Source organism: Allobosea sp. GW821-FHT09G06 (assembly GCF_059416005.1).
In genome coordinates this window covers 107,228-131,951 of sequence record NZ_JBWKOI010000002.1, presented here as the reverse complement: position 1 = coordinate 131,951, position 24,724 = coordinate 107,228, and the positions used below count along the sequence as shown (strand labels likewise).

Here is a 24,724-nt window from a genome sequence, read left to right as displayed (position 1 = left end):
GCTGCGCGTTGCCATGAGCCCGTCATCCGTCCGGGCCAGCTTGCCAGCATCCGCTAGCCAGGAGTTCCGCCATGTCCGATCTCGTCGTCATCGTCTATGCGACCGAGGCTCGCGCCGAGGAGATGCGCCAGAAGCTGATCGGCCTGCAGAAGGAATACCTGATCGAGATCGGCGATGCCGCGATCGCGGTGATGCACGAGGGCGGCAAGGTGAAGCTGAACCAGCTCTTGAACACGACCGCGATGGGCGCGGTCTCCGGCTCGTTCTGGGGGTTGCTGATCGGCGCGATCTTCCTGATGCCGATCTTCGGCGCAGCTCTGGGTGCTGCCTCCGGAGCGCTCGGCGGGGCGCTGACCGATTACGGCGTCGACGACGCATTCATGAAGGATCTCGCCGGCAGCCTGCAGCCCGGCAATGCGGCGTTGTTCGTGCTGGTCACCAAGGTGACCGGCGACAAGGTGCTGGAGGCGATCCGCGGCACCGGCGGCACCGTGCTCAAGACCTCGCTCGACCGCTCGCAGGAGCAGAAGCTGCGCGATGCGCTGGCCGACGCGCACGGCGCGGAGCCGGCGACGCAGAATCCGCCGGAACCCTATCCGCAGGGCACGGGCGCGCCGACGCCGGTCGGTTGACCATCAAATGCGTCATGCTCGGGCTTGACCCGAGCATCTCCTGAAAGAGATTCTCGGGTCACGCTGCGCGCGCCCGAGAATGACGGCTGGAATAATCAGTCCCGCAGCAATTCGTTGATGCCGGTCTTGGAGCGCGTCTGCGCGTCGACCGTCTTGACGATGACGGCGCAGGAGAGCGCCGGGCCCGGCGTACCGTCCGGGAAGGGCTTGCCCGGCAGCGAGCCCGGCACCACGACCGAATAGGGCGGCACCTTGCCGACATGGACCTGGCCGGTGGCGCGGTCGACGATCTTGGTCGAGGCCGAGATGAAGACGCCCATCGAGAGCACCGAGCCCTCGCCGACGATCACACCCTCGACGACCTCGGAGCGGGCGCCGATGAAGCAGTTGTCCTCGATGATGGTCGGGTTGGCCTGCAGCGGCTCGAGCACGCCGCCGATGCCGACGCCGCCCGAGAGATGCACGTTCTTGCCAATCTGGGCGCAGGAACCGACCGTCGCCCAGGTATCGACCATGGTGCCGCTGTCGACATAGGCGCCGATATTGACGAAGGACGGCATCAGCACGACGCCGGACGCGATGAAGGAGCCCTTGCGCGCCGCAGCCGGCGGCACAACACGGAAGCCGGCGGCGCGGAAACGGTTCTCGCCCCAGCCCTCGAACTTCGACGGCACCTTGTCCCAGAACACGGCCTCGCCCGGACCATTCGCCATGATGACGTTGTCGGTCAGGCGGAAGGAGAGCAGCACCGCCTTCTTGAGCCACTGATGCACGATCCAGTCGGCACCCTGCTTCTCGGCGACGCGGACCTGGCCGGCATCGAGCATCTCGATCGCCTGCTCGACGGCTTCGCGAACGGCGCCTTTGGTCTGGACGCCGATCTCGGCCCGGCTTTCCCAGGCGGCGTCGATGGTCTGGTTGAGATCGGCGAGGGACATCAGGTGGCTCCGGCGCTTCCAGAAAGATCGGGGCGAGCGATGGCGGATGCAGGCGGCGGCGTCAAGCCGAACGGCGGCGCAGCAGATAGGTATCCATGATCCAGCCATGCCGGGCACGGGCCTGCGCCCTGACCTCGGCGATCTCGGCGGAGAGTTCGGTCAGCGGGCCGCCGCGCAGGATTTCGTCGGGCGTGCCGAGATAGGCGCCCCAGTAGATGTCCAGCCCGGCGGGGTCGACCTTCGTGAAGGTCTGCTCGCCGTCGAGCATGACGACGACGCTGTCCTGATCGGCCGGAAAGCCAGCCGACAGCCGACGGCCCGTGGTGATCAGGATCGGCGCGCCGATCGTGTTGAGCGGAATGCGGTGGCGCGCGGCCAAGACCTGGACGCTGCTGATGCCGGGATAGACCTGCCAGTCGAGATCGAAGCCCGAGGCGGCGACACGCTCCATGATGCGCAAGGTGGAATCGTAGAGGGCCGGATCGCCCCAGACCAAAAGCGCACCGGTCTGGCCGTCCTCCAATTCGGCTTCGAACAGGGCGCGATAGCGGGTGGCGATGCGCTCGTGCCAGTCGTCGACAACGCCATGATAGTCACTGCCGGCTTCGGCGCGGCGCGGGATTTCGACGGGAACCGTGCGGTAGCCGGGCTTGCGGATGAAGCGGGCGCAGATCGCCTCGCGCAGGTCCCGGAGCGCGGCCTTCTCCTCGCCCTTGTCGGGGATGAACAGGATATCGGCGCGGTTCAGCGCCTCGATCGCCTCGACCGTCATGTGATCGGGATTGCCGGCCCCGATGCCGATGATGAGGATGTTGCGCATGCCGCTCCGCCGGTTTGCGACGGCTTAGCATGCCCTGTGAGCGGAATGCGAGATCAGGCCCGGCCGAGCACGGCCATCCGGGCGAGATCAGCCTGTAGCGCCGGCGTCGCGTTCAGCGCCAGCGCCGCCTGAAGCGCCTCCAGATCCGCCTGGAGGCGCGGATGCCAGCCGCAAGGGCATGGCTGGTCACCGCAATGAGCATCCGCCACCTCTCTATAGACCGAGCCGACCGCCGCCGCCGCGAGTTCGAGCAGGGCGCGTGGCGGCAGGCGAGTATCGTGGAGCGCGGCGCAAAAAGCTGTCATGACCGCTTGCCGAATCTCGGCCCGGGCGGTCTCCAGCGATTCAGCGCTCCCCTGATCAGGCTGCACGTTCGATGCCCTTGATGGCGGCATGGCGGCGGCGCTGTGGCCCTTGCAAGGGTTTGGGCCCCTGCTCGGGCAAGGTCACGGCAAGCAGGTCGACAAGGCGCTGCATGCGCGGCGGCAGGGCCGCATCGGCGTCGAGATCGCCCGGCCCCTTGGCCAGCGCGAGCGCCCGGCGCAGTTCCGGCCGGCTCGCCCCGGTGCGGACGATCTCGCGGATGATGATCTCGTCGATGCGGCCGATCGCGGCTGCGACATCGACCTCGGTGACGCCACCCATTCGGTTTCTCCGTCGGCTGATTCACTGATCGCGAGGGAGAGATAGGCGCGCCGACGATTCTATGCAAGCTCTTGTTATTACTACGTAAATAGAACTATTTTAAGGTAACGGGTCACTCTCGCCTGCATGCGTGACCGCATCATGACGCCGCCAGCGGCTAGAGGTCGCGGATGATTTCCAGGCGAGCGCCATGAGCGAGCCCGTCGTCAAGACGGGCATCGTCGGGACCGTAGAAGGAAATGGCATGGGCGCCCTGCCCGCGGCGGACGAGATGCTCACTGATGCTGGCCGCGGCCGGGCCACGCGGCTCGGCCAGGGACAGCGTCTGCCGGCCGATGCGGAACTGCGCGAGCCCAAAGCCGAGGCCGGGAACGCCGCCGACGGCAACCGGCTCGCGCCCGAGCAGGGCGTGATAGCGGGCAACAGACGTCGCGAGGTCCTGCACGACCACGGTGACGCCGGCGACGCCGGTCACGCCATTGGCATGGCGACGGCCCGGTCCCTCGGGAACGCGCAGGCTGCGGTCCGTGACATCGGTGCAGAGGAAGGGGATGTCGGGCTCGGGCGGGCGAGCCGAGCGCCAGGCGATGCGCGTGCCGTCCGGCTGGAGCCGGCCGCCGTCGATCGGGCCATCCATGACGATGCCGGCGGCTCGCGCTCGGGCGAGATCGGCATCGAGATCATCCGGCAGCACGGCATAGTCGACGAGGCCGGGGCCGGCACGGTCCAGCACCTGCCACCAGCGGTATTCCGGCAGCGGGCGGGGGAAGGCGATGATCTCAAGATAGGCGCCGTCCGCGAACACGACCAGCGCATTGCGCGAGCCGCGCGGATGCTCGCCGCCGGGCAGCACGGTGAAGCCGAGCGCCGTGTAATCGCGGATAGCTGCGTCGAGATCGGCGACGGCGATGACGATATGGTCGATCGAAAGCGGCATGAATCTGGTTCCCGATGCTGATCTCAGCGGCTCTGCGCGATGGCCTCGATGCCCGACATGCCGCCGAGCTGCGGCGCGAAGCTTTCCCAGACCCTGCGCGCGCCGTCCTGCCAGCCCGGACGATCCTCGGCCGGCACGACCTTGCCGCCCTCGGCCTGGGCCCGCGCCATCGATGCCTCCTCATCGGCCAGGATCAGTTCGTCGAAATAGGCGATGCTCTCTGTCACGGCTGCCGTGAGCGCCTCGCGGTCCTGCGGTGCCAGGCCCTTCCAGAAGGGTGCGGCGAACATGACGACGCCGCTCGCCCAGATATGACCGGTCTCGATCAGCACCGGCACGACCTCGTGCAGGCGGAAACCGACATAGGCCGACTTGGTCAGGTCCATGCAGTCGACCACACCGGTCTTCAGCGCGTTATAGGTTTCGGGGATCGGGATCGGGGTCGGATGAGCGCCGAAGCTCGACCAGAGCGCGGTATGAAGCGGGCTCTGGATGACGCGGATGCGCTTGCCCCTGACCGAGGCGGGGGTGGTGAGCGGCTCCTTCGCCAGGAGATGGCGCGCGCCGTAATTGATGAAGCCGGGCACGACGAAGCCCTGCGCCTGATAGAGCTCCTTCAGCGCACCACCCAGCGGCCCGGCCAATGTCCGCGCCAGATGACCCCGGTCGCGGAACAGGAAGGGCAAGTCGAGGATCTGCCCGGCCGGAACCCAGGCCGAGAGCGAGGACACGGTCGACAGCGCCGCCTGGATCGAGCCGAGCCGCAGGCCCTCGGCCACCTCCTTCTCACCGCCCAGCGCGGCATTGGGCACGACCCGCAGCTCGAAGCGGCCGGGCGCCGTACGGTTGAGGATATCGGCGATGCGCCGCCAAATCTTCGTCTCCGGCTTGTCCTCGCCCAGCAGCGAGGCGACGGTCAGGGATCGGCCGGCGGCGGAGGCCAAGCTGCCCTTCAGGATGGCGGGCGCGGCGAGCGAACCGGCGGCGAACTGGCGGCGGGTGATCAGCAAGGCTTGCCTCCTTCGGCGGATACAGCGGGATCGCGCGAAACGCGCCCCGCTGCAAGAGGCCATCGCTCAACCGGAGAAGACGCCTTCGAAGACGGTGGCGCCGATAGGGCTGCGCTGGCTCGGCGTCTCGCGCGCCTGCAAGGCCTCCGGCAACTGCGCCTTGTCGCCAGGCTTGCCGATGGCGACGGCGGCCTCGACGCGATAGCCGGCCGGCAGCTTCAGCGCCTGCGGCGCCCGCGCATGGTCGAAGCCGGCCATGCCATGCGCCTGCCAGCCGATACGCACCGCCTGCAGAGCGAGATTGGCCCAGGCGGCGCCGGCATCGAAGGAATGGGTATAGGACGGCACCTCTTCGGCCTTGCCCGGAACCGCCATCGTCTCCTTGGAGACCACGAAGACGAGCGCGGCGGCATTCTTCGCCCAAGACTGGTTGAACTCGCCGAGCAGGCCGAGCAGCGCCGGCCAATGATCGGTGCCGCGCCGGGCATAGATGAAGCGCCAAGGCTGCGAATTGTAGGAGGACGGGGCCCAGCGGGCCGCCTCGAACAGCACCTCCAACTCGCCCTCGGAGATGATCTCGTCGGTGAAGGCGCGCGGCGACCAGCGCTCCAGGAAGAGCGGGTCGATGGCGTGGTCGGCAGTGCGGCTATTGGCGGTAACGGTCATCGATGGTCCTGACGGCGTGGCTTGCAGCGGCGAAAGCCGCGCGATGGTCGCGGCAGGATCGGCATCGCAGGCCTGCCCGTCAAGGAACGGGAATTCTCTAGAAAGACCAGTTTCTGCAAAGCCTTGCTGATTTTGATTACCTGATGGGCAAATACCTCTGCCGCATGACTGCCGCGATTACGCCAGCCATTCGCGCGTGAAACGCATGTCATATCGGGCCGGCATTCGACGCGGTGGATTTCGCAGGGGCCGATCGGCTATCCGGGAAGAGCTGCCGACGGAGACGATGATGAGCGAGACCCATGCGATTGCTTCCGACAGCTTACGCGCGACCGTGCGGGCGCAAGGCGGCGAACTGATCGCGCTGTCCGATGCGAACGGGCCGGCACTCTGGAACGGTGGGCCAGACTGGCCGCGCCATGCGCCGGTGCTGTTCCCGATGGTCGGGCGTCTGACCGACGACACGCTGATCCATCAAGGACGCTCCTACCGCCTGACCCAGCATGGCTTCGCCCGCGACAGCCTGTTCACATGGATCGAGCGCAGCGCGGATCGAGCCGTGCTGGAGCTGCGGGAGAGCCCGGAGACGCTGGCGATCTACCCATTCAAGTTCGTGCTGCAGATGATCTACGCGGTCGCAGGCGACACGCTGACCGTGACCTCGCGGGTCAGCAATCCAGCCGAGGTGCCCCTGATCTGCGGTGTCGGCGCGCATCCGGCCTTTCTCTGGCCGCTGACCGAGGGCGCCGCGAAACAGGCGCATCGCCTGACCTTCCCGCAGGTGGAGCCAGGTCTGGGCCTCGGCGTCGAAGCCGGCCTGCTGACGGCGCCGATACCCCTGCCCTTCGAGGGCAAGGAGCTCGATCTCGACGAGCGCCTCTTCGTCAACGATGCGATCGTGATCCCCGATACCGCCAACAGCTCGGTGCGCTTCGCGGCGTTGGACGCGTCAGGGCGCGAGAACCGCGCCCTGACCGTGAGCTGGGAGGGCTACAAGGATCTCGGCATCTGGTCGAAGCCATCAGGCGCGCCGTTCCTGTGCATCGAGCCCTGGTACGGCATGGCGAGTCCGGCCGGCTGGCAGGGCGAAATCGCTGACAAGCCCGGCATCCTCAGATTGGCGCCGGGCGAGAGCCGCGATTTCGTGTGGCGCGCGACGCTCTAGCGCGTCACTTCTTCTCGATGTTCCAGAACAGCATGACCGGGGCCGCCAGCACGCCGGCAATATTGGTGCGCCGGGCATAGGGCTGGTCGAACTGGCCGAGGACGCGATAGGGCTGCATTTCGGTCAGGCGCTTATGCAAGGCCTCCAGTGCCAGCTTGCGGCTGGCATCGTCGGGCGCATCGACGAAGGCGCCGCGCAGCTTCTCGGCCTCGGCATCGCAAGGCCAGCCGGCCCAGGCGCGCTCGCAGGCCATGTTGGTGCCGATATTGGTCAGGGGCGACTGCATGGTCGCGCCCGAGGCATAGGTGACGAAGAGGTTCCAGCCGCCCTGATCCGGCGTGCTCTTGTTCTGCTGGCGCGTGGTGACGGCGCCCCAGTCGGCGAACTGGACATCGACATTGAAGCCGACCTTCTTCAGCGAAGCCGCCGCGACCTCGGCCATGCGGCCGATCGGGGCGATGTCGTTGCTGGTCGACAGTACGAGCTTCTCGCCCTTGTAGCCGCTCTCCTTCAGGAGCTCGCGCGCCTTGTCGAGATTGGGCTTGGCATAGCCCTCGCTCCCGGTCTCGATGCCGTTGGGACCGCCGCAGATGAAATAGGCGTTGCAGCGCTTCCACCATTCCTCGTCGCCGAAGCCGGCCGCGAGAAAATCAGCCTGCTCGGTCGCATAGGCCAAGGCGAGCCTGGCCTTCGGGTTGTCGAAGGGCGGGTGGAGATGGTTCGGCCGCAGCATGACCTGATTGGCAAGATTGGAATAGCGATCGACCTTGACCTGCTTGTTGGTCGAGATGACCGGGATCAGGTCCTGGCTCGGCTGCTCCCAGATATCGATCTCGCCGGTCTGGAGCGCGGCGGCAGCGGTCGCCGCATCCGGCATGATCTGCCATTCGACGCGATCGACCTTGACGACGCGCCCGCCGGCGAGCCCGTCAGCCGGCTCCGAACGCGGGACGTAATCGGGATTGCGGTCGTAGACGACCTTCGAACCGCTGCGCCAGTCCTCGCGATTGAACTTGAACGGGCCGGAGCCGATCGTCTCGGTGATCGGCTTCATCGGATCGGACTTGGCGTCGGACTCGCGCATGATCACCGGGATCTGGCCGACGGCGGAACCCAGCGCGAAAGGCACCAGCGCCATCGGCCGCTTCAGCTTGAGGCGGAAGGTGGCGTCGTCCACCACCTCCATCCCATCGGTATATTCGGCGAGCTTGCCGCCAATCGTGTCGCGCTTCATCCAGCGGGCGAGCGAGGCGATGACGTCCTTCGTCGTCACCGGCTGGCCATCATGGAATTTCTGGCCGGGGCGGAGCTTGAAGGTCCAGGTCAGTTTGTCGGCCGAGGTCTCGAAGCTCTCGACCATCTGCGGTTTCGGCTGGAGGTTCGAATCCCAGGCGAAGAGCGTCTCGTAGATCATCAGCCCGTGCATGCGGGTGATGACGATGGAGGCGGCGACCGGATCGAGCGTCTTCAAATCCGCATGCGGCGCGACGCGCAGGACGCGGCTCGAGGCCGGCTGCGACTGCGCCGATGCCTGAAGTGGCAGGAACGCGGCCGCCGACAGCAGCAGCGCGGCGGTGAAACGGGACAGTTGCATCAGGCGTTCTCCTCCTTCGTCACCGGCCCTGCGGCACCGCCCCTCTGCGGAGCCGCCTCAGCCGGCGCGTTGCATTTGCAAAATTCTTGCCCGGTGGCCGGCGACCCGCAAGTCACCTTCAGTGTCGAGCCAGAGGCAGGGGCGCGCACGCCAGGGGCCGTGCAAGTGATCGGCGAGCGCACGGCCGTTCGGCAGAGGCGTCAGGCGCGACACCGTCCCGCCGGAAGGCCATGGCATCAGCGCCGTGCCATCGGCCCGGATCTCGATCTGCGTGCCGAAGCGCGGGTCACGCCAGCGCCCGACCAACCGAGGATCGAGCGGCGTATCGGCCGGCACGCGCCGGAGCGAGCGCGGCACGCCGCCGATCAGGCCCGTGAGGAGGTCCTCTCCTTCCCGTTTCAGGCGGATATCGAGATAGGCCGGCAGGCTGCGCAGGCCGCCATCGCCATCCGTCACAAGGCGTTCGAATCCGCCCATGAAGCTGATTGAATCCGTGGCAAGCTCGGCCCAGAACGGGCCTTCGTCGCTGGCGAACAGTCCGACAGGCGCGTTCGCGATCTTGGGCAGGTCCTGCCCGAGCAAGGCCGCCAGCACCGTCAGGGCCGGCCAGAGCGCCTCTTCCTCGCGATTGGACAGCACGACGACGCCGACGCCATGGGCCGGCGACATCCAGAAATGGTTGCGATAGCCGGAAAGCGAGCCGCCATGGCCGACGATCCCGGTCTCGCCCAGCCGGCTGCAGACGAGGCCCAATCGGTAGACGCTTTCGGTGCCATCGGCGAAATGGCGCGGCGACGTCAGGCGCTCCAGCATGCCGGCGAGCGGGCCGCGGCCGGCCAGCAGGGCCGAGGCCCAGCCGGCAAGATCGGCGGCGGAACCCACGATTCCGCCCGAGGCCGAGAAATGTGGGCCGTTATGGCCGCGCCGCCAGGCTGAGCCATCGTTCCAGTAGCCGGTGGCGAGGCCGGGAACGATTTCCGAGGCGTCATAAGGCAAACGGAAGGCGGCACCCAGTTCGCCGGAAAGTTCCGCGACCGTTTCCTTGTAGGGCTTGCCCGTGACCTGTTCGAGGATGCGCTGCCCGAGCCGCCAGCCAGTGTTGGAATAGGCCATCTCGGTGCCGGGCTCGGCATTGAGCGAGGGCAGGCTGCAAGCGAACGCGAAAACCTCCTCCGCGCTCAAGGTCGCGGTGAAGGGCACGCCCTGGTGCCAGAAGGCCTCCATCATGTCCGGCAGGGCGCCGGTCATGTCGAGCGCGCGGCCGAGCTCGACCGCGCCGAGCGGTGCCGGCAATTCCTTCAGCCAGCGGCCGAGCGGCGCATCGAGCGGGATGCCGGCCCGCAGCAAGGCGATCGCGAGGATATGCTTGCTGATCGAGGCGAAGCGGTTCGGCGTCTGCGGCGTGAAGGGCACGCCGTATTCGATGCTGGCGAGGCCGCCGGCAAAGGCCTCGCGCACCCCGTCGCGATCAAAGATCACGACGGCGCCGCCCGGCCCCGCCGCATTCTGCCAGTTCGCGGCGATCTCCTGCGCGCGGGACGCGGCGCGAGTCCAGTCCAGAGCCATGTCCTGCTCCCTCAGCCCTGCGGGCGGGCTTCGCCGAGAAGATTGCGCAAGGCCCGCATGAAGACGCGCGCCCCGGGGCCGATCGCATCATCCGGGAAGTCGAAATCCGGATTGTGCAGATGCGCCGTCTCGCCCGAGCCGAGCAGGAACATCGCCGATTTGGAGCGGCGCCCGAACAGGCCGAAATCCTCCGAGCCGCGCGAGGGCGGCGTCGGGCCATGCGGCACCTTCTCCTCGTCCATCGCCCGGCGCAGCATCGCGACGGCTTCCGGCTCGTTCTCGCAGTGGTGGAAGATGTCGTGATAGCTGATCTCGACGGTGAGCCGGCCGGCCTCGGCCGCCTCGCGCGCGAGCTTCTCGGCGGCTTCGCAGAGCGCGCCCATCTGCGCGTCATTGACGGTACGCAAGGTCGCCCAGAGCTCGCCATGGCCGGGCGCGATGCCGAAAGCCTGCTCGCCGATCTCGACATGGGTCACGGTCACCAGCCGGAAATTGGCGTCGAGCGGGCCGCCCGGTCCGAGCGCCGTCAGGGTGGGAATCAGAGACGCGATGGCCGGAGCGGGCGAGCGGCCGTGCTCGGGCGTCGAGGCATGCGAGGTCTCGCCGGTCAGGATGATCTTGATGCCGCGCGAGGCGCAGTTGGCGGCCCCTTCCGAAATGCGGGCATGGCCGACGGGAACGCCGGGGCGGTTATGCAGCGAGAAGGCGTAATCCGGGACGATCTCCTCGAATTTCGGATCGGCCATCACGGCAGCGGCGCCGGCGCCGGTCTCTTCCGCCGGCTGGAATAGCAGGATGGCGCGGCCCTTCTGCGGCGGATTGCGCTGCAGGCCGCGGGCGAGGCCCGCGAGGATGGTCATGTGCCCGTCATGGCCGCAGAGATGGCCCTTGCCGGGGATTTCGGAGCGATGGTCGCTGTCCGAGAGTTCCTCGATCGGCAGCGCGTCGAGCTCGGCGCGGATCAGCACGGTCGGGCCGGGTTCCGCGCCCTCGTAGATCGCCGCGACGCCATGGCCGCCAAGTTCGGTGACGATGCGGTCCGGGCCGGTCGGCTTCAGGAATTCGACGATGGTCGCGGCGGTCTCGCGCTCCTCGCCCGAGATTTCAGGCCTGCGATGCAGCCGATGCCGGAGATCGACGAGATCGACCATATCGCTGTTGGTCAGAAACACGGATGAAGCCTCCCGGGCTGTTTCGCCGGCGGATCACCGGCTCTTTCCCGGAAAGGTTCGACACTTCAGCCGCTTCGGCAACCCGCGTCATCGCCGGGGGCGGCATGCGCGAAGACTAGGTCAGTTGCCCAGCTCGGCCTCGACCTCGGCGTCGAAGGCCTGCGCCAGCATGGCGCGGCAGGCTTCGGCCTGCTGGCGCGCCGAATCCAGCGCGATATGGGGGAGAATCTCGGCGAGATCGCGCAGGGCGAAATCGACCGCCGACATCAGCCCGAGCACCGGCTCGGCAGCGGCTATCGGCTGTTGCGGAAGGCGGAACGCAATGACCTGACCCATAGGCATACTCACGCTGAAAACGAATCGGCCTTCAGTGTGCGGGGCCAGGCTTCAGAAAGTGGTTAACGGCGGAATTGCGGCGGCGCTTCCGGCTTAACCATAGCCATGCAGGCTGGCGCCATGGCGCTTCAGCCAGGCCTCCGCCTCCTCGGTGCCGGGGCAGAGCTTGTGGGTCAGCGCCCAGAACCGGTGCGAATGGTTCATCTCCTTGAGATGCGCCACCTCATGAGCTGCGAGATAATCGAGCACCGCAGGCGGGGCGAGAATCAGCCGCCACGAGAAGCTGAGATCCCTTTGAGAGGAGCAGGAGCCCCAGCGGCTGGTCGTGTCGCGGATGGTGATCTTGCGGGCGGAAATACCGAGCGTCGCGGTGTGGCGGCGCACCGCCTTTTCGATATCCTCGAGCGCGAGCTTCCGCAGGAAATCCTTGACCCGGCGCGCGACATGAGCGGCATCGCCGGCCACCGCGATGACGGGGGCGCCATCGGCGTCACGCGTCGCCTGCGTCAGCCCACGCGTCTTCGACCAGTGCACGATGCGATGCGGCACGCCGCGTAGCGGGATGCTCTGGCCGGTCTCGAAGGGCACAGGCCGCGGGCGCTTGGCCATGCGCGCCGCAATCCAGCCGCCATGGTTCTCGGCGAAGGTGCGGCCAGCGGCGAAATCGGCGCGCTCGGGCAAGGTCAGGGTGATCTCGCCGGTCGCCTGCGAGACGCGCAAGGTCATCCGCCGCGCGGCGGCGCGACGCTTGACCAGAACGGCATAGCGCGCGCCGGCATGCACGACCTCAATCCGGTCGGGGTCCGGCTGGCGCCTGAACAGGGAAATGCGCATCGCCCGCGATTGTGCGGGATTCGCGGGCGACTGGAAAGTGGCCGTCAGCCCGCGATCTTGAGGGCCTTGCGCTGCTCCTTGGCGCTGTCGTCGCGACGCTCCTTGGCCGCTTCCATGTCGAGGCTGACCATGAAGTCGGAGATGCGCGGCTGGATCTCGGAGCGGAAGCGCGAGCCGTTGAAGACGCCGTAATGGCCCACCTTCGGCTGGAGATAATGCACGCGCTTGTCGTCGGGAATATTAACGCAGAGATCATGCGCCGCCTTGGTCTGGCCGACGCCGGAGATGTCGTCCATCTCGCCCTCGACCGTCATCAGGGCGACGCGGCGGATGGCGGTGAGATCGACCGGCTTGTCGCGATGCATCATCTCGCCCTTCGGGAGGGAGTGCTTCACGAAGACGGTATCGACGGTCTGGAGATAGAACTCGGCGGTCAGGTCCATCACCGCCAGGTACTCGTCGTAGAAGTCGCGATGCTTCTCGGCGGAATCGCCGTCGCCGCTGACGAGATGCTTGAACATGTCGTAATGGGCGGTGACGTGACGGTCCATGTTCATCGCCATGAAGCCCGAGAGCTGCATGAAGCCGGGATAGACTTGCCGGAAGGCGCCGAGGCTCGGGAAGGGCACGACGGTGATGCAGTTGCGGCGGAACCAGTCCGTGCCACGCTCCATCGCGAGCTGATTGACGGCGGTCGGCGAGCGGCGGGTGTCGATCGGGCCGCCCATCAGCGTCATCGAGCGCGGCGCGCAGGGGTCGGATTCGGCCTCCATGCGGGCGATGGCGGCGATGACCGGCACGGACGGCTGGCAGATCGCCATGACATGGGTGTCCGGACCCAGCATCTGCAGCATGCCGATGACGTAGTCGATATAGTCGTCGAGGTCGAAGCGGCCCTCGGAGAGCGGTACGAGCCGGGCATCGATCCAGTCGGTAATGTAGACCTCATGGCCGGGCAGGAAAGCCTCGACCGTGCCGCGCAGCAGCGTGGCGTAATGGCCGGACATCGGCGCGACCAGCAGCACCTTCGGCTGCGGCTTGCGGCGGCTCGCCTGGATCTTGCGGTCGAAATAAACCAGCTTGCAGAAGGGACGCTCCCAGACGACCCGCTCCTCCACGGCGACCTTGACGCCGTTGATCGTGGTTTCGTCGAGGCCGAAAGCGGGCTTGCCGTAGCGTCGCGTGACGCGCTCGAACAATTCGCAGGACGCCGCGACCGTCCGGCCAAACGGCGTATAGGTCAGCGGATTGGCGGGGTTCTTGAAGGCCAGATGCATCGCATCCGAAACCCCGCGCACCGGGCTCACCATCATGTGAACCGCTTCGTAGGCATGGTAGGCAAACGACATGGCAGCCCCGTACATACGATTAATCGTCCTTCCGGCGACGCAACATGCGATGATGCGACGCAGCATCGCACCTTACGTTGATTTTGTTCTCATTCAACCCGGCTAAAGGCTAAGATTTTCCTGCAATGTGGATGAAGCCAGAAAAACCGTCGAAAAGCGGCGGGCGGGAGACCCTCGAAACGTGAGCTTTCCGGACCTTTCCGCCCCGGTTCTGGCGCGTTCCAGCCGTCATTTGCGCCTCGATACGCTGGTCCGGCTGCGCTGGCTCGCCATTGCGGGCCAAAGCCTTGCCGTCGCCGGCGTGCATTTCGGCCTCGGCTTTCCGCTTCCCTTCGGCTGGTGCTTCAGCGTCATCGCGGTCTCCGCCTGGCTCAATATCGCGCTGCGCATCCGCTTTCCGCTGAGCCATCGTCTCAATGACACGGCCGCGACGGCCCTGCTCGGCTTCGACATCGCCCAGCTCGCGGCTTTGCTGTTCATGACCGGCGGGCTGCAGAATCCGTTCGCGATCCTGTTCCTGGCGCCGGTGATGATCTCGGCCACGGCCCTGCCGCCGCAGCGCACCCTCGTGCTCGGCCTGCTGGCGATGGGGCTCGCGACCCTGCTCAGCCGCTATCACATGCCATTGCCCTGGGCCGGCGACGACCGGCCGGTGCTGCCGGCCTTCTACCAGCTCGGCAACTGGGCCGCGCTCGTGCTCGGCCTCGGCTTCACCGGCATCTATGCCTGGCGCGTCGCCAAGGAGGCACGCGATCTCTCCGATGCGCTCGCCGCGACCGAACTGGTGCTGGCGCGCGAGCAGCATCTGTCGCAGCTCGACGGGCTCGCCGCCGCGGCGGCGCATGAATTGGGCACGCCGCTTGGCACGATCGCCCTGGTCGCGCGCGAATTGACCCGCCTCGCTCCGCCCGATGGCGAGATGGCGGACGATATCGCGCTTCTCCGCGAGCAGGTCGAACGTTGCCGCGGCATCCTCGGCAAGCTGTCGAGTCTTCAGGACGAGGATGCCGGCCCGCTCGGCCAGCTCACCTTGCGCCTGCTGATCGAGGAGACCGCCGGGCCGCAGCGGCCCTTCGGCGTGCCGTTCGAGATCACGATGACCGGCGACAAGCCGGAGCCGGTCTGCCGCCGCAATCCCGGCATGATCTACGGCCTCGGCAATATCGTCGACAATGCCGTCGATTTCGCGCGTTCGACCGTCGCCATCACGGCCGAATGGAATCACAGTCACGTCGTGCTGGTGATCGCCGATGACGGGCCGGGCTTCCCGCCGGACGTGCTGATGCGGGCGGGCGATCCCTATCTCTCGCGCGGCTCCGGCGAGGGCCGCGCCGGCGGCGGCCTCGGGCTCGGTCTCTTCATCGCCAAGACGCTGCTGGAACGGGGTGGCGCGACCCTGGAATTCTCGAACCGGCCGGCGCCTGCCAGCGGCGCCTCGATCCGGATCACCTGGTCCCGCGACGATTTCGAAGCCGATCTGCCTGTCGATGGGGGTACCCAGCCGGGCGCATCGGCCTTACATGAACCTGGCTGAGCAGGCCCCGCAGGGCGCCTGCCAGCGAAGCGAAACCCTAATGCGCGCCGCCGCAGCGCGCCGAGAAGCGGCAAGGAGAAGACGATGCAGGACGCAGCGAGCGAAACCGACAGGGCCGGCCCGGCCGCCGACATGTCCCTTCTGCTGGTCGATGACGACAAGCCGTTCCTGACCCGCCTCGCCCGCGCCATGGAGGGCCGCGGCTATGCGGTCCGCATCGCCGACAGCGTCGCGGCGGGCATTGCCGCCGTGGAAGAGGCCGCACCGGCCTTCGCCGTTATCGACCTGCGCCTCGGCGACGGTAACGGGCTCGATGTCATCGCCCGCCTGAAGGAACGCCGCCCGGATGCGCGCGGCGTGGTCCTGACCGGCTACGGCAATATCGCGACCGCCGTCAGCGCCGTGAAGCTCGGCGCCTTCGACTTCCTCGCCAAGCCGGCCGATGCCGACGAGATCCATGCCGCGCTCGCGGCGCAGCGCGATGCCCGGCCCCAACCGCCGGAAAACCCCATGTCGGCCGACCGGGTGCGCTGGGAACATATCCAGCGCGTCTACGAACTCTGCAGCCGCAATGTCTCGGAGACGGCGCGCCGCCTCGGCATGCATCGCCGCACCTTGCAGCGCATCCTCGCCAAGCGCGCCCCACGCTGATCCCAGCTTGAATGCAGAAAGCCCGCCGGACGACGTGTTCGGCGGGCTTTTTCATTGAGCCTTTGCCGGCGCGTTTCAGGTTGCGCAGGCCGGCACGATGCGGGCCGCACGGCGCTCCAGCGAGACCGCGAAGACGGCGAGGCCGAGCGCCAGCAACGGCACGACGGCAGCGACCGGCGCGATCGCGCCATAGCCGAGGCCCTGCGTGATCACCGCGCCGCCGAGCCAGGCTCCGAAGGCGTTGCCGAGGTTGAAGGCGGCGATGTTCAGGCTGGACGCCAGCCCCTGCCCCGCGCCACCGGCCTGCTGGAGCACCCACATCTGCAACGGCGCGACCGTAGCGAAAGCAGCAGCGCCGAGCACGAAAGCGGCGATCACGGCGCCGGTCTGGCTGTGGAAAGCGAAGCCCGAGGCGAACATCGCGACGGTCAACAGCGCAACCGAGCCGATCAGCGCCGGAGCCAGCCTGCGATCGGCCCAGCGCCCGCCGAGCAGGTTGCCGACGACGAGGCCGCCGCCGAAGACGAGCAGGATCGGCGAGACCGCAGCCTCGCTGAAGCCGGCGAGCTGGACCAGGATCGGCTGGATGAAGGTGAAGACCGCGAAGATGCCGCCGAAGCCGAGCACCGTCATGATCAGGCCGAGCTGAACCTGCGGCCGCGCCAGCACCTTGAACTCCTCGGCGAGCGAGCCGGGAACGACGCGCTCCCGATCGGCCGGGACGAACACGGCGAGGACGACGAGAGCAACCAGGCCGATCGCGGTCACCGCCCAGAAAGTCGAGCGCCAGCCGAAGGCGAGGCCGAGCCAGGAACCGAAGGGCACGCCGAGCAGGGTCGCGAGCGTCAGGCCGGTGAACATGAGGGCAATGGCCGAGGCCTTGCGCTCCGGCGCGACGAGACTGGTCGCGACGAGCGAGCCGACGCCGAAGAAGGTGCCGTGCGCCAAAGCCGTGACGATGCGCGCCGTCATCAGCCAGCCGAAGCTCGGGCTCAGCGCCGCGGCGAGATTGCCGAGGGTGAAGATCGCCATCAGCACGAGCAGCGTCGTCTTGCGCGGCAGAGAGCGGGTCGCGATCGTCAGCACGGGCGCGCCGACAAAGACGCCGAGCGCATAGCCGGTCATCAACAGCCCCGCGAGCGGGACGCTGATGCCGAGATCGGCGGAAACCTGCAGAAGCAGGCCCATGATGACGAATTCGGTGACGCCGATGCCGAAGGCACCGACGGTGAGAGCATAAAGGGCGACGGGCATGAGATGCCTCCGGGGAACGTGTTCGGGCCGGAGATAGCGCCGGAAGCGCCTGTGAATTAGACTGCATGAAAGACCAGCAATTGTGAGATGAATTCACGATGCCGCGCAGTGAGATCAACCGGTCCGGCGAGATGGAAGTCTTCGCCCGCGTCGTCGAGCTCGGCGGCTTCTCGCCGGCAGCGCGCGCCTTGCGAATGACACCCTCGGCCGTCAGCAAGCTCGTCGCGCGGCTGGAGGCGCGGCTCGGGGTCAGGCTGATCGTGCGCTCGACCCGCAAGTTCATGCTGACGGAGGAAGGCACGACCTTCCATGAGCGAACTCTCCGCGTGCTCGCCGATCTCGACGATGCCGAGCGGGCGGTCGCCGCCTGCCAGATCCCGCGCGGGCGATTGCGGGTGAATGCCAATGTCGCCTTCGGCTGGCATTTCCTGCTGCCGGTGGCGCCACGCTTCATGGCGGCCCATCCCGGCATTCAGCTGGACATTTCGATCACCGATGCGGTGATCGACCTCGTCGACGAGCGTGCCGATGTCGCGATCCGGGTCGGGCCGCTGCGGTCCTCGCAGCTCGTCGCACGCAAGCTCGGCGAAAGCGTCTCGGCGATCGTCGCCTCTCCAGAGCATCTGGCGAAGCACGGAGTTCCGGATCACCCCGAAAAACTCGCCGGCTGCGATCTCATCACCTTCAACTTCGCCAGGCATCGCGACACCTGGCCCTTCGTCATCGATGGGCAGCGCGTCTTCCTGCCCGCCCATGGCCGCGTCACGGTCGGCGACGGCGAAAGCGCACGGCGCCTGGCGCTGGCGGGACAGGGCCTGACGCGGCTCTCGCTCTTCCATATCGCCGACGACATCGCCGCCGGCCGGCTCGTCCCGGTGCTGGAAGACTTCAATCCCGGCGATGTCGAGGAGATCCATGCCGTCTATGTCGGCCATGGCGGCCGGTTGCCGGCGCGGGTCCGCGCCTTCATCGATTTCCTGGTCGATGAAATCGACCTGCGCCGGTTTGCCGCGATGCCGAGAACGGCAAGTCCCCTAACCCGCGAAGCGGCCGTATCAGGCTGAGCCGTCAGGGTCTTCGATCGCGGCCAGACGGCTTGAGGCCAGTCTGGCCAGCGCGATGGTCAGCATCTTGCGCCGCGCCGCGCTCAAGGGATGGCGCGGCGGCTCGCGCAGCAATTCGCCGCCATAGGCATCGGCGACGATCAGCCCGACATCGTCAGGCAGGATTTCGCGCGGGAATTCCGGCGCGACGGCGAAGAGGAAGCCGTCGCAATAGTCGCGGTAATCCGGCCATTTGCCGTCGATGCGGTAGTCGGCGATGCCGGACTTGACCTCGACGACCCAGAGCTCGCCCGACGGCGAGAGCGCGACGATGTCGCCGCGTCGGCCATTGGCGAAGGTCATCTCCTTGACGATGGCATAACCACGCTCGCGCAGGTGACGGGCGGCGCCTCGACAGACGATGCGCGTGATATCGGGCCGCGCCGGCGGCGGATTGAGAACGGAATCCGTGAGAGACATGCGCTTATGTTCTCTCTTTGTTTCTCGGATTGCAAGCCGAACTCAGCCCGGCAGGCAGCCGTCCGTGCCTGCGCCGCAGACCAGCGCGCAGATTGTCTCGCCGCCGGCCAGCGGAACGCGCCCCGACTGGAGCGCCGCGAGCGCCGCCGCGCCCGACAGGTCGGCCGCGATGCCGAACTCGAACCAGAGCGACTTCGCCGCCTGCTCCATCTCGGCATCGGTGATCAGCACGATCTCGTCGACATTGCGCGCCGTCGCCTCGTAGATCGCCTGATCGGTCTGGCGGCAGGACATGGTCGCGACGCGGGTCTCCAGCCGGTCGAGCGCGACGAGGTGCCCGGCGGCAAGGCAGGCATGCAGGGTCGGCGATCCCACCGGCTCGATGCCGATGATCCGGGTCTGCGGACGCAGCGCCTTGATGGCAGTGGAAAGGCCAGTGATCAGCCCGCCGCCGCCGATCGCAACGAGGATGACGTCGACATCCGGCATGTCGTCGAGGATATCGAGGCCGAGCGTGCCCTGGCCGGCCACCACGACCGGATCGCTGAAGGGATGGGCATAGGTCGCGCCGGTCTTGGCGGCATGGGCGAGCGCGGCGGCGTTGGCATCGTCCCAGATCGCGCCGACGATATGGACGTCCGCGCCCCAGTCGCGCAGCTTGGCGATCTTGTCGGGCGCGGCATTGGACGGCAGGAAGATCGTGGCGTTGACGCCGAGCACATTAGCCGAGCGGGCGATGGCGAGGCCATGATTGCCGCCCGACGCGGTCACGACGCCGCGCGCCAGCTCGTCCTTCGAGAGCGTCAGGAGGCGGTTCATCGCACCGCGCGCCTTGAACGAGCCGGCCGCCTGCAGCAATTCGAGCTTCAGCGTGACGTTGCCGCCGAAATCGCTGCCGCGCGTCCGGGCATAGGGCAGCGTCGGGGTTTTCCGCACGTAGGGCGCGATGCGCTCGCGGGCGGCGCGGATATCGTCGAGCGCGATCATCACAGGGTCCCGCGATAGGGCGCCGCCACGATCAGGCAGCAATTACCCGGCTTCACCCGGCCCGGCTGGCGGCGGCCATAGAGGATGCCGTCGGCGGCGTAATGCAGCGTCTCGGGCGGGCGCGTCGGGTCCCAGGTGCAGTGGATGCGGCCGGCCGGTTCACCCGCGCTGACCTTGGCGCCATTGGCGTGGAAGGGCTCGAAGATGCCGTCCGCCGTCGCGTAGACGTAAGCGGAGATGCCGGGCAATTCGAGGATCTGGCTGTCGCCGCGCTTCGGCTCGGGTTTTTCACGAACAACGACGCCGAGATGATCCAGCACATTGGCGACGCCGCGCCGGCAGACCGAAAGCGCCTCCAGCGAGACCGTGCCGGCTCCGGCCATCTCCGTGCCGACCGTGACGAGCCCGGCCCGGCAGGCGGCTGCGGTCGCGGTGCGCGGCTCACCGAGATTGCTGATCACGACCATCATCGGCGCGTCAAAGGCCTGCACGGCCGCGACATTGCGCTTGTGCAGGGCGGGATCGTCGGTCGGCTCGACGATGGCGCTCGGGATGATGTCGAGCGAGGAGCCGCCGGAATGCAGGTCGAGGAAAGCGTCGCCGATCGGCAGGATATTGTCGCTGACGAAGGCCGAGATCTGCTGGGTGATGGTGCCGCGCGGATCGCCCGGAAAGGTGCGGTTGAAGTTGAGCCCATCGACCGGCGAGGTGCGCTGGCCGGCCATGACGGCATGGACGTTGTTCGCCGGCATCAGGATGAGCCGGCCCTGGACGCGGCCGGGATCGAGATCGCGGATCAGGTCGCAGATCGTGATCGGCCCTTCGTATTCGTCGCCATGGTTGCCGCCCTCCATGATCACGGTCGGGCCGGTGCCGTTCTTGATCACGGCGATCGGCACGCGGGTCGCGCCCCAGGCATCGTCATGCGGCGAATGCGGGATCATGAGAAAGCCGGTCTGCTTGCCCTCGCGGTCGAGATCGACGGTGAGGAAGGCGCTGGACGGGCGCGGGGTCGGCTTGGGGCGGGGGCTGGTCATGGCGGGCTCGATCGGACGTGACTTGGGAGTCCTCCCCAGATGGGGAGGATCGATGCAAGCCGTCATGCTCGGGCTTGACCCGAGCATCTCAGGCAGAAGGAGGCTTCGACCAGCGCCTTCTGGTCAGGAGATTCTCGGGTCAAGCCCGAGAATGACGCAGGTGGCTTACGTCACAGCGTCGGCAGCGGGTCCATCGGCATGTCCAGGTACTTGCGGTGCAGCCGGTCGAGCTCGCCGTTCATCGCATTGAAGAAGATGAAGCTGTCGAGCCAGCGCACGAGATTATGCTGGTCCATCTGCACGCCCATATGGGCCGGGCTTCGGCGGATGACGAACTTGCGCTCGAACTCCTTGTTCGGGTTCTGCTTGGCGAGCGCCTGCGCCACGATCGAGTTGGTGGCGAGGAGATCGGCCTGGCCGGTGATATAGGCGGCAGCGGCCGTCGCGTCGTCCTCGGTGCGCATCAGGCTGGCCTTCGGCGCGGCGGCCGAGATAGCGAGCTCCTGCGTCGTGCCCTTGGCGGCGGCGACGCGGGCCGATCCGATCGTGTCCGGGCTCGACACGCCTGAGCTTTTCGCGCCGTAGACCGCGAGGAAGGTGTTGGCATAGGGCGCCGTGAACTGGATCTGCCGGGCGCGCTCCGGCGTCAGGCCCATCACCGAGATGACGATGTCGACCTTGTCCGTCATCAGGAAGGGGATGCGGTTGGCGCCGGTGATCTGCTGCATCTCCAGCTTCACGCCGAGGCCCTTGGCGACCATCTCGGCCATCTCGATATCGAATCCAACAGCCTTGCGGTCGGCATCCTGCGAGCCGAAGGGCGGCGCATCGAGCGGCACGCCGATGCGGACGACGCCCTTGGACAGGATGTCCTGGAGCTTGTCGGCCTTGGCCTCGGCGGCGCCGAAGGCGGCGACGGCCAGGGCGGCTAAACCTGCGAACAGTGAACGCATCGTCTTCTCTCCCCTCGTTGATGTTGTTGGCATTCAGCCTCAGTGCAGCACCGCGCTGAGGAAGGTCTGGAGTTCCGGCGTCTTCGGCTCGGCCAACACGGCTGCGGCCGGGCCCTGCTCGTGAATGCGTCCCTCATGCATGAAGACGACGCGCGAGCCGAAGCGGCGGGCGAAGCCCATCTCGTGGGTCACGAGGATCATGGTCATGCCCTCACTCGCGACGGATTCGAGCACCTTGAGCACCTCGCCGGTCAGCTCCGGATCGAGCGCCGAGGTGACCTCGTCGAACAGCATCAGCTTCGGCCGCATGGCGAGCGAGCGGGCGATGGCGACGCGCTGCTGCTGGCCGCCGGAGAGTTGCGAGGGATAGGCGTCGAGCTTGTCCTCGAGGCCGACGCGGGCGAGCACCTCGCGCGCGACCTCGCGGGCAGCCTGCGGCGCCTGTTTCTTCACGACGCGCGGAGCGAGCGTGATGTTGTCGCAGACCGAGAGATGCGGAAACAGGTTGAAGCTCTGGAAGACGATGCCGACCTCCTGCCGCAGCTTGCGCAGGTTGGTCTGGGGATCGTTGACCTGCGTGCCGTCGACGCGGATCACACCGGCCTGCACCGGCTCCAGCCCGTTGATGCAGCGGAGCATCGTGCTCTTGCCCGAGCCGGAGCGGCCGATCACGGCGATGATCTCGCCCTTGGCGACGTCGAGCGTGACGTCCTTCAGCACCTGGACCGAGCCGTAGCTCTTGTTGATCCCGTGGATTTCAACGAGCGACATCGAGCTTCCGCTCGATCGAGCGGCTCCATTGCGAGAGGGGGAAGCACATCGCGAAATAGATCGCGGCGACGGTGATGTAGACGGCGAAGGGCTTGTAGGTGCCGGCTGCCGTGAGCTGGCCCTCGCGCGTCAGCTCGACGAAGCCGATCACGGCGGCGAGCGAGGTGTTCTTGATGAGCTGAACCAGGAAGCCGACGGTCGGCGGGATCGCGACCCGGATCGATTGCGGCACGATCACGTAGCGCAGCTGCTCTCCGAGCGAGAGACCGAGCGAGGCGCCGGCCTCCCACTGGGTCTTCGCAATCGAAACCAGCGCGCCGCGCCAGATCTCGCCGAGAAAAGCGCTGCCATAGACCGAGAAGGCGGTCGCTGCCGCGAGCCACGGATTGACCGAGATGCCGACGAGCGGCAGCCCGAAGAAGATCACGAACAGCCAGACCAGCAGCGGCGTGCCCTGCACGATGTGGATATAGGCGGCCGCGAGCCAGCGCAGCGGCGCGAAGGGCAGGATGCGGGCGATGGCGATGACGATGCCGATCAGCGACGCGCCGGTGAAGGCGGTCGCGGTCAGCGCCAGCGTCCAGCGCGCCGCCGCGATCAGGTACATTACATCGATGAGGCCGAATTCGCGGATCATCGCCTGACGAACGCCCAGTAATACAGACCTGCGAACAGGCCGCGGAAGGCGAAGGCGAGCCCGAGATAGAGCACGCCGATGACGGTGTAGACCTCGAAATCGCGGAAGGTGCGCGACTGCACGATCGAGGCCGCGTGGAACAGGTCCTCGACCGAGATCTGCGAGACGACGCTCGTCGCCAGCATCAGCAGCACGAACTGGCTGGCGAGCGCCGGGAACATCGCCTTCAGCGCCGGAAACATCACGACATAGCGGAAGACCTGCAGGCCGGAGAGCCCGAGCGAATGGCCGGCCTCGACCTGCGCCTTCGGCACGGCTTCAAGCCCGGCGCGGACGATCTCGGTGGTGTAGGCGCCGAGATTGATGACCAGCGCGATGATCGCGGCGGTGAGCCCGTCGAGCCGCAAGCCGAAGCCCGGCAGGCCGAAGAAGATCAGGAAGAGCTGCACCAGCAGCGGCGTGTTGCGGATGACTTCGACATAGGTGCCGACGATGCGGCGCAGCCAGGCAGGGCCATAGACGCGGGCGGCGGCGCAGGCGATGCCGATGGCGAGGCCGCCGATCATCGCGAGGCCCGAGAGCAGCAGCGTGATCCAGACGCCTTCGAGGATCGATTCCCAGGCGGCAAAGACATCGCGGAACTGCAGGCCGTATTTCATCGCCGGCCGCCGCGCGACAGCGGCGCGACGCCCCCAGAACCTGCGATATGATCCGACGACCGTACCATCAGCCTCCCCTTTGACCGCGAGGCTAGGTTCGTTTCTTATTTGATGTCAAGCTTCATATATGAAACAGTAAGGCATGAGCGACCTGCCGGATACCGAGAATGGAGACAAGGGCAGCTACGCGGCGCCGGCGCTGGAGAAGGGGCTCGACATCCTCGAACTCCTCGCCGAAGTCGGCGAGCCGCTCTCGACCCGCGAGATCGCCGAGCGCCTCGCCCGCTCGAAGAGCGAGATCTTCCGCATGGTCTTCGTGCTGCAGCAGCGCGGCTATCTCGCCCGCGAGGCCGGGACGGACCGGCTCGGCCTGTCACGTCGGCTGTTCGACCTGGGCATCCGCACGCCGGCCGGGCGACCACTCACCTCGATCGTGCTGCCGGTGATGGAGCGCTTCAGCGAGGCGAGCGGCCAGGTCGCGCATCTCGTCGTGCTGAGCCGGGCGCAGACCGTGGTTCTCGCAACGACCTCGGGCCATCTCGATGCCAGCGTCATCGTCCGGCCCGGCTATGGCCGGCCCGCGCTCGACGCCAATTCCGGCCTGCTGATCCTCGCCTTCCAGAGCGAGACGCGCCGGCGCCAATTGATGCGCGAGGCCTCGGAGGCCGACAAGCAACGCCTCGAAGCGGCGGAAACCGGGCGGACCTTCGCTGAGATCCGCGCTCTCGGCCATCGCGTCGCCGCCAGCCGCGACATCATGGCGGTGACCGACATCGCCTGCCCGGTCATCGGGCCGGGCGGGCATGCGGAAGCGGCGATCCTCGTGCCTTGCCTCCAGCGCCACGGCATCGCGACGGATGAGGAGGTGATCCTGAAGGCGCTGAAAGCGAGCTGCGCGGAAGCCGGCTCGCAGCTGTCGCTGTAGGACCATCTTCCGCAAGGGAACGGTGGCCGGCAGTCGAACTTATAATTGCAAATGAGAAGGATTATTATTTGCAGTTGTATGGATTGCGACCGATGCTGCAGCTGCAAAGCTCTCAACTCGCGCTGCAGC

The 24,724-nt window shown here is 67.2% G+C and carries 27 protein-coding genes; 6 read left to right on the top strand and 21 right to left on the bottom strand.

All coding sequences use genetic code 11. The annotated features are described in order from the left end of the window. Window positions 1-71 precede the first annotated feature (71 nt). The gene (locus AC07NY_RS10835) at window positions 72-632 is read left to right on the top strand and encodes a DUF1269 domain-containing protein (protein WP_494583840.1); all 561 of its coding nucleotides are present in this window, start codon (window positions 72-74) and stop codon (window positions 630-632) included. Between the two features lie 95 nt (window positions 633-727). Here the strand turns inward: AC07NY_RS10835 and dapD are convergent, their stop codons facing one another. From dapD to AC07NY_RS10800, 7 genes are all read right to left on the bottom strand, one after another. Further along, window positions 728-1,570: a 2,3,4,5-tetrahydropyridine-2,6-dicarboxylate N-succinyltransferase gene (dapD, locus tag AC07NY_RS10830; RefSeq protein ID WP_494583839.1), complete on the bottom strand. Its 843-nt coding sequence runs from the start codon at window positions 1,568-1,570 to the stop codon at window positions 728-730. A gap of 61 nt (window positions 1,571-1,631) precedes the next feature. Beyond that, window positions 1,632-2,390 (bottom strand): precorrin-6A synthase (deacetylating), encoded by a 759-nt coding sequence (gene cobF / locus AC07NY_RS10825; protein ID WP_494583838.1) that lies wholly within the window; start codon window positions 2,388-2,390, stop codon window positions 1,632-1,634. 53 nt (window positions 2,391-2,443) lie between these two features. Continuing rightward, window positions 2,444-2,695 (bottom strand): hypothetical protein, encoded by a 252-nt coding sequence (locus tag AC07NY_RS10820; protein ID WP_494583837.1) that lies wholly within the window; start codon window positions 2,693-2,695, stop codon window positions 2,444-2,446. Window positions 2,696-2,750: 55 nt separating this feature from the next. Further along, entirely contained in the window at window positions 2,751-3,035 is a 285-nt protein-coding gene (locus AC07NY_RS10815) for a hypothetical protein (protein ID WP_492287483.1), read from the bottom strand. A 157-nt stretch (window positions 3,036-3,192) separates the two neighbouring features. Then, window positions 3,193-3,972: a VOC family protein gene (locus AC07NY_RS10810; RefSeq protein WP_494583836.1), complete on the bottom strand. Its 780-nt coding sequence runs from the start codon at window positions 3,970-3,972 to the stop codon at window positions 3,193-3,195. 23 nt (window positions 3,973-3,995) lie between these two features. Then, on the bottom strand, window positions 3,996-4,982 hold the full coding sequence (locus AC07NY_RS10805) for a TRAP transporter substrate-binding protein (protein ID WP_494583835.1): 987 nt from the start codon (window positions 4,980-4,982) through the stop codon (window positions 3,996-3,998). Between the two features lie 66 nt (window positions 4,983-5,048). Further along, window positions 5,049-5,648 (bottom strand): nitroreductase family protein, encoded by a 600-nt coding sequence (locus AC07NY_RS10800; protein ID WP_494583834.1) that lies wholly within the window; start codon window positions 5,646-5,648, stop codon window positions 5,049-5,051. Between the two features lie 289 nt (window positions 5,649-5,937). Here AC07NY_RS10800 and AC07NY_RS10795 point away from each other — a divergent pair, with 289 nt between their 5' ends. Next, entirely contained in the window at window positions 5,938-6,813 is an 876-nt protein-coding gene (locus AC07NY_RS10795) for an aldose 1-epimerase family protein (protein ID WP_494583833.1), read from the top strand. A 4-nt stretch (window positions 6,814-6,817) separates the two neighbouring features. Here AC07NY_RS10795 and AC07NY_RS10790 read toward each other — a convergent pair whose 3' ends face one another. The 6 genes from AC07NY_RS10790 to AC07NY_RS10765 all read right to left on the bottom strand — a co-directional run bounded on the left by AC07NY_RS10790 (window position 6,818) and on the right by AC07NY_RS10765 (window position 13,664). Beyond that, window positions 6,818-8,407, bottom strand: coding sequence for an ABC transporter substrate-binding protein (locus AC07NY_RS10790; protein ID WP_494583832.1), 1,590 nt, complete (start codon window positions 8,405-8,407; stop codon window positions 6,818-6,820). A 57-nt stretch (window positions 8,408-8,464) separates the two neighbouring features. Next, window positions 8,465-9,973, bottom strand: coding sequence for a serine hydrolase domain-containing protein (locus AC07NY_RS10785; RefSeq protein ID WP_494583831.1), 1,509 nt, complete (start codon window positions 9,971-9,973; stop codon window positions 8,465-8,467). Window positions 9,974-9,984: 11 nt separating this feature from the next. Then, window positions 9,985-11,145, bottom strand: coding sequence for an amidohydrolase (locus tag AC07NY_RS10780; RefSeq protein ID WP_494583830.1), 1,161 nt, complete (start codon window positions 11,143-11,145; stop codon window positions 9,985-9,987). A gap of 120 nt (window positions 11,146-11,265) precedes the next feature. Then, window positions 11,266-11,481, bottom strand: coding sequence for a hypothetical protein (locus AC07NY_RS10775; RefSeq protein ID WP_494583829.1), 216 nt, complete (start codon window positions 11,479-11,481; stop codon window positions 11,266-11,268). Window positions 11,482-11,574: 93 nt separating this feature from the next. Continuing rightward, window positions 11,575-12,315, bottom strand: coding sequence for a M48 family metallopeptidase (locus AC07NY_RS10770; RefSeq protein ID WP_494583828.1), 741 nt, complete (start codon window positions 12,313-12,315; stop codon window positions 11,575-11,577). 44 nt (window positions 12,316-12,359) lie between these two features. Next, on the bottom strand, window positions 12,360-13,664 hold the full coding sequence (locus AC07NY_RS10765; RefSeq protein WP_492287473.1) for a polyhydroxyalkanoate depolymerase: 1,305 nt from the start codon (window positions 13,662-13,664) through the stop codon (window positions 12,360-12,362). A 181-nt stretch (window positions 13,665-13,845) separates the two neighbouring features. On the opposite strand from AC07NY_RS10765, the gene AC07NY_RS10760 reads away from it, so the two are divergent. Together AC07NY_RS10760 and AC07NY_RS10755 are read left to right on the top strand one after the other, a co-directional pair. Then, window positions 13,846-15,198 (top strand): ActS/PrrB/RegB family redox-sensitive histidine kinase, encoded by a 1,353-nt coding sequence (locus AC07NY_RS10760; RefSeq protein ID WP_494583827.1) that lies wholly within the window; start codon window positions 13,846-13,848, stop codon window positions 15,196-15,198. Between the two features lie 84 nt (window positions 15,199-15,282). After that, a complete protein-coding gene (locus AC07NY_RS10755) occupies window positions 15,283-15,849 on the top strand; it encodes an ActR/PrrA/RegA family redox response regulator transcription factor (protein ID WP_377844907.1) in 567 nt (188 codons plus the stop codon). A gap of 75 nt (window positions 15,850-15,924) precedes the next feature. Here the strand turns inward: AC07NY_RS10755 and AC07NY_RS10750 are convergent, their stop codons facing one another. Then, complete coding sequence (locus tag AC07NY_RS10750; RefSeq protein WP_494583826.1) at window positions 15,925-17,103, bottom strand: MFS transporter; 1,179 nt, start codon at window positions 17,101-17,103, stop codon at window positions 15,925-15,927. A 98-nt stretch (window positions 17,104-17,201) separates the two neighbouring features. On the opposite strand from AC07NY_RS10750, the gene AC07NY_RS10745 reads away from it, so the two are divergent. After that, a complete protein-coding gene (locus AC07NY_RS10745) occupies window positions 17,202-18,167 on the top strand; it encodes a LysR family transcriptional regulator (RefSeq protein WP_494583825.1) in 966 nt (321 codons plus the stop codon). Here AC07NY_RS10745 and AC07NY_RS10740 read toward each other — a convergent pair. From AC07NY_RS10740 to AC07NY_RS10710, 7 genes are all read right to left on the bottom strand, one after another. Further along, window positions 18,159-18,626: an MmcB family DNA repair protein gene (locus tag AC07NY_RS10740; protein ID WP_494583824.1), complete on the bottom strand. Its 468-nt coding sequence runs from the start codon at window positions 18,624-18,626 to the stop codon at window positions 18,159-18,161. The genes AC07NY_RS10745 and AC07NY_RS10740 overlap by 9 nt on opposite strands. A gap of 42 nt (window positions 18,627-18,668) precedes the next feature. Next, window positions 18,669-19,613: a threonine ammonia-lyase gene (locus AC07NY_RS10735; RefSeq protein ID WP_494583823.1), complete on the bottom strand. Its 945-nt coding sequence runs from the start codon at window positions 19,611-19,613 to the stop codon at window positions 18,669-18,671. Beyond that, on the bottom strand, window positions 19,613-20,650 hold the full coding sequence (locus AC07NY_RS10730) for a succinylglutamate desuccinylase/aspartoacylase family protein (protein ID WP_494583822.1): 1,038 nt from the start codon (window positions 20,648-20,650) through the stop codon (window positions 19,613-19,615). Before AC07NY_RS10730 ends, AC07NY_RS10735 begins: the two co-directional genes overlap by 1 nt. Before the next feature lie 170 nt (window positions 20,651-20,820). Then, on the bottom strand, window positions 20,821-21,603 hold the full coding sequence (locus tag AC07NY_RS10725) for a transporter substrate-binding domain-containing protein (RefSeq protein ID WP_494583821.1): 783 nt from the start codon (window positions 21,601-21,603) through the stop codon (window positions 20,821-20,823). 39 nt (window positions 21,604-21,642) lie between these two features. Next, entirely contained in the window at window positions 21,643-22,374 is a 732-nt protein-coding gene (locus AC07NY_RS10720) for an amino acid ABC transporter ATP-binding protein (protein WP_494583820.1), read from the bottom strand. Continuing rightward, the gene (locus AC07NY_RS10715) at window positions 22,361-23,011 is read right to left on the bottom strand and encodes an amino acid ABC transporter permease (RefSeq protein ID WP_494583819.1); all 651 of its coding nucleotides are present in this window, start codon (window positions 23,009-23,011) and stop codon (window positions 22,361-22,363) included. Before AC07NY_RS10715 ends, AC07NY_RS10720 begins: the two co-directional genes overlap by 14 nt. After that, on the bottom strand, window positions 23,008-23,670 hold the full coding sequence (locus AC07NY_RS10710; RefSeq protein ID WP_494583818.1) for an amino acid ABC transporter permease: 663 nt from the start codon (window positions 23,668-23,670) through the stop codon (window positions 23,008-23,010). Before AC07NY_RS10710 ends, AC07NY_RS10715 begins: the two co-directional genes overlap by 4 nt. A 142-nt stretch (window positions 23,671-23,812) precedes the next feature. Here AC07NY_RS10710 and AC07NY_RS10705 point away from each other — a divergent pair, with 142 nt between their 5' ends. Continuing rightward, window positions 23,813-24,595 (top strand): IclR family transcriptional regulator, encoded by a 783-nt coding sequence (locus AC07NY_RS10705; protein WP_494583817.1) that lies wholly within the window; start codon window positions 23,813-23,815, stop codon window positions 24,593-24,595. Window positions 24,596-24,724 lie beyond the last annotated feature (129 nt).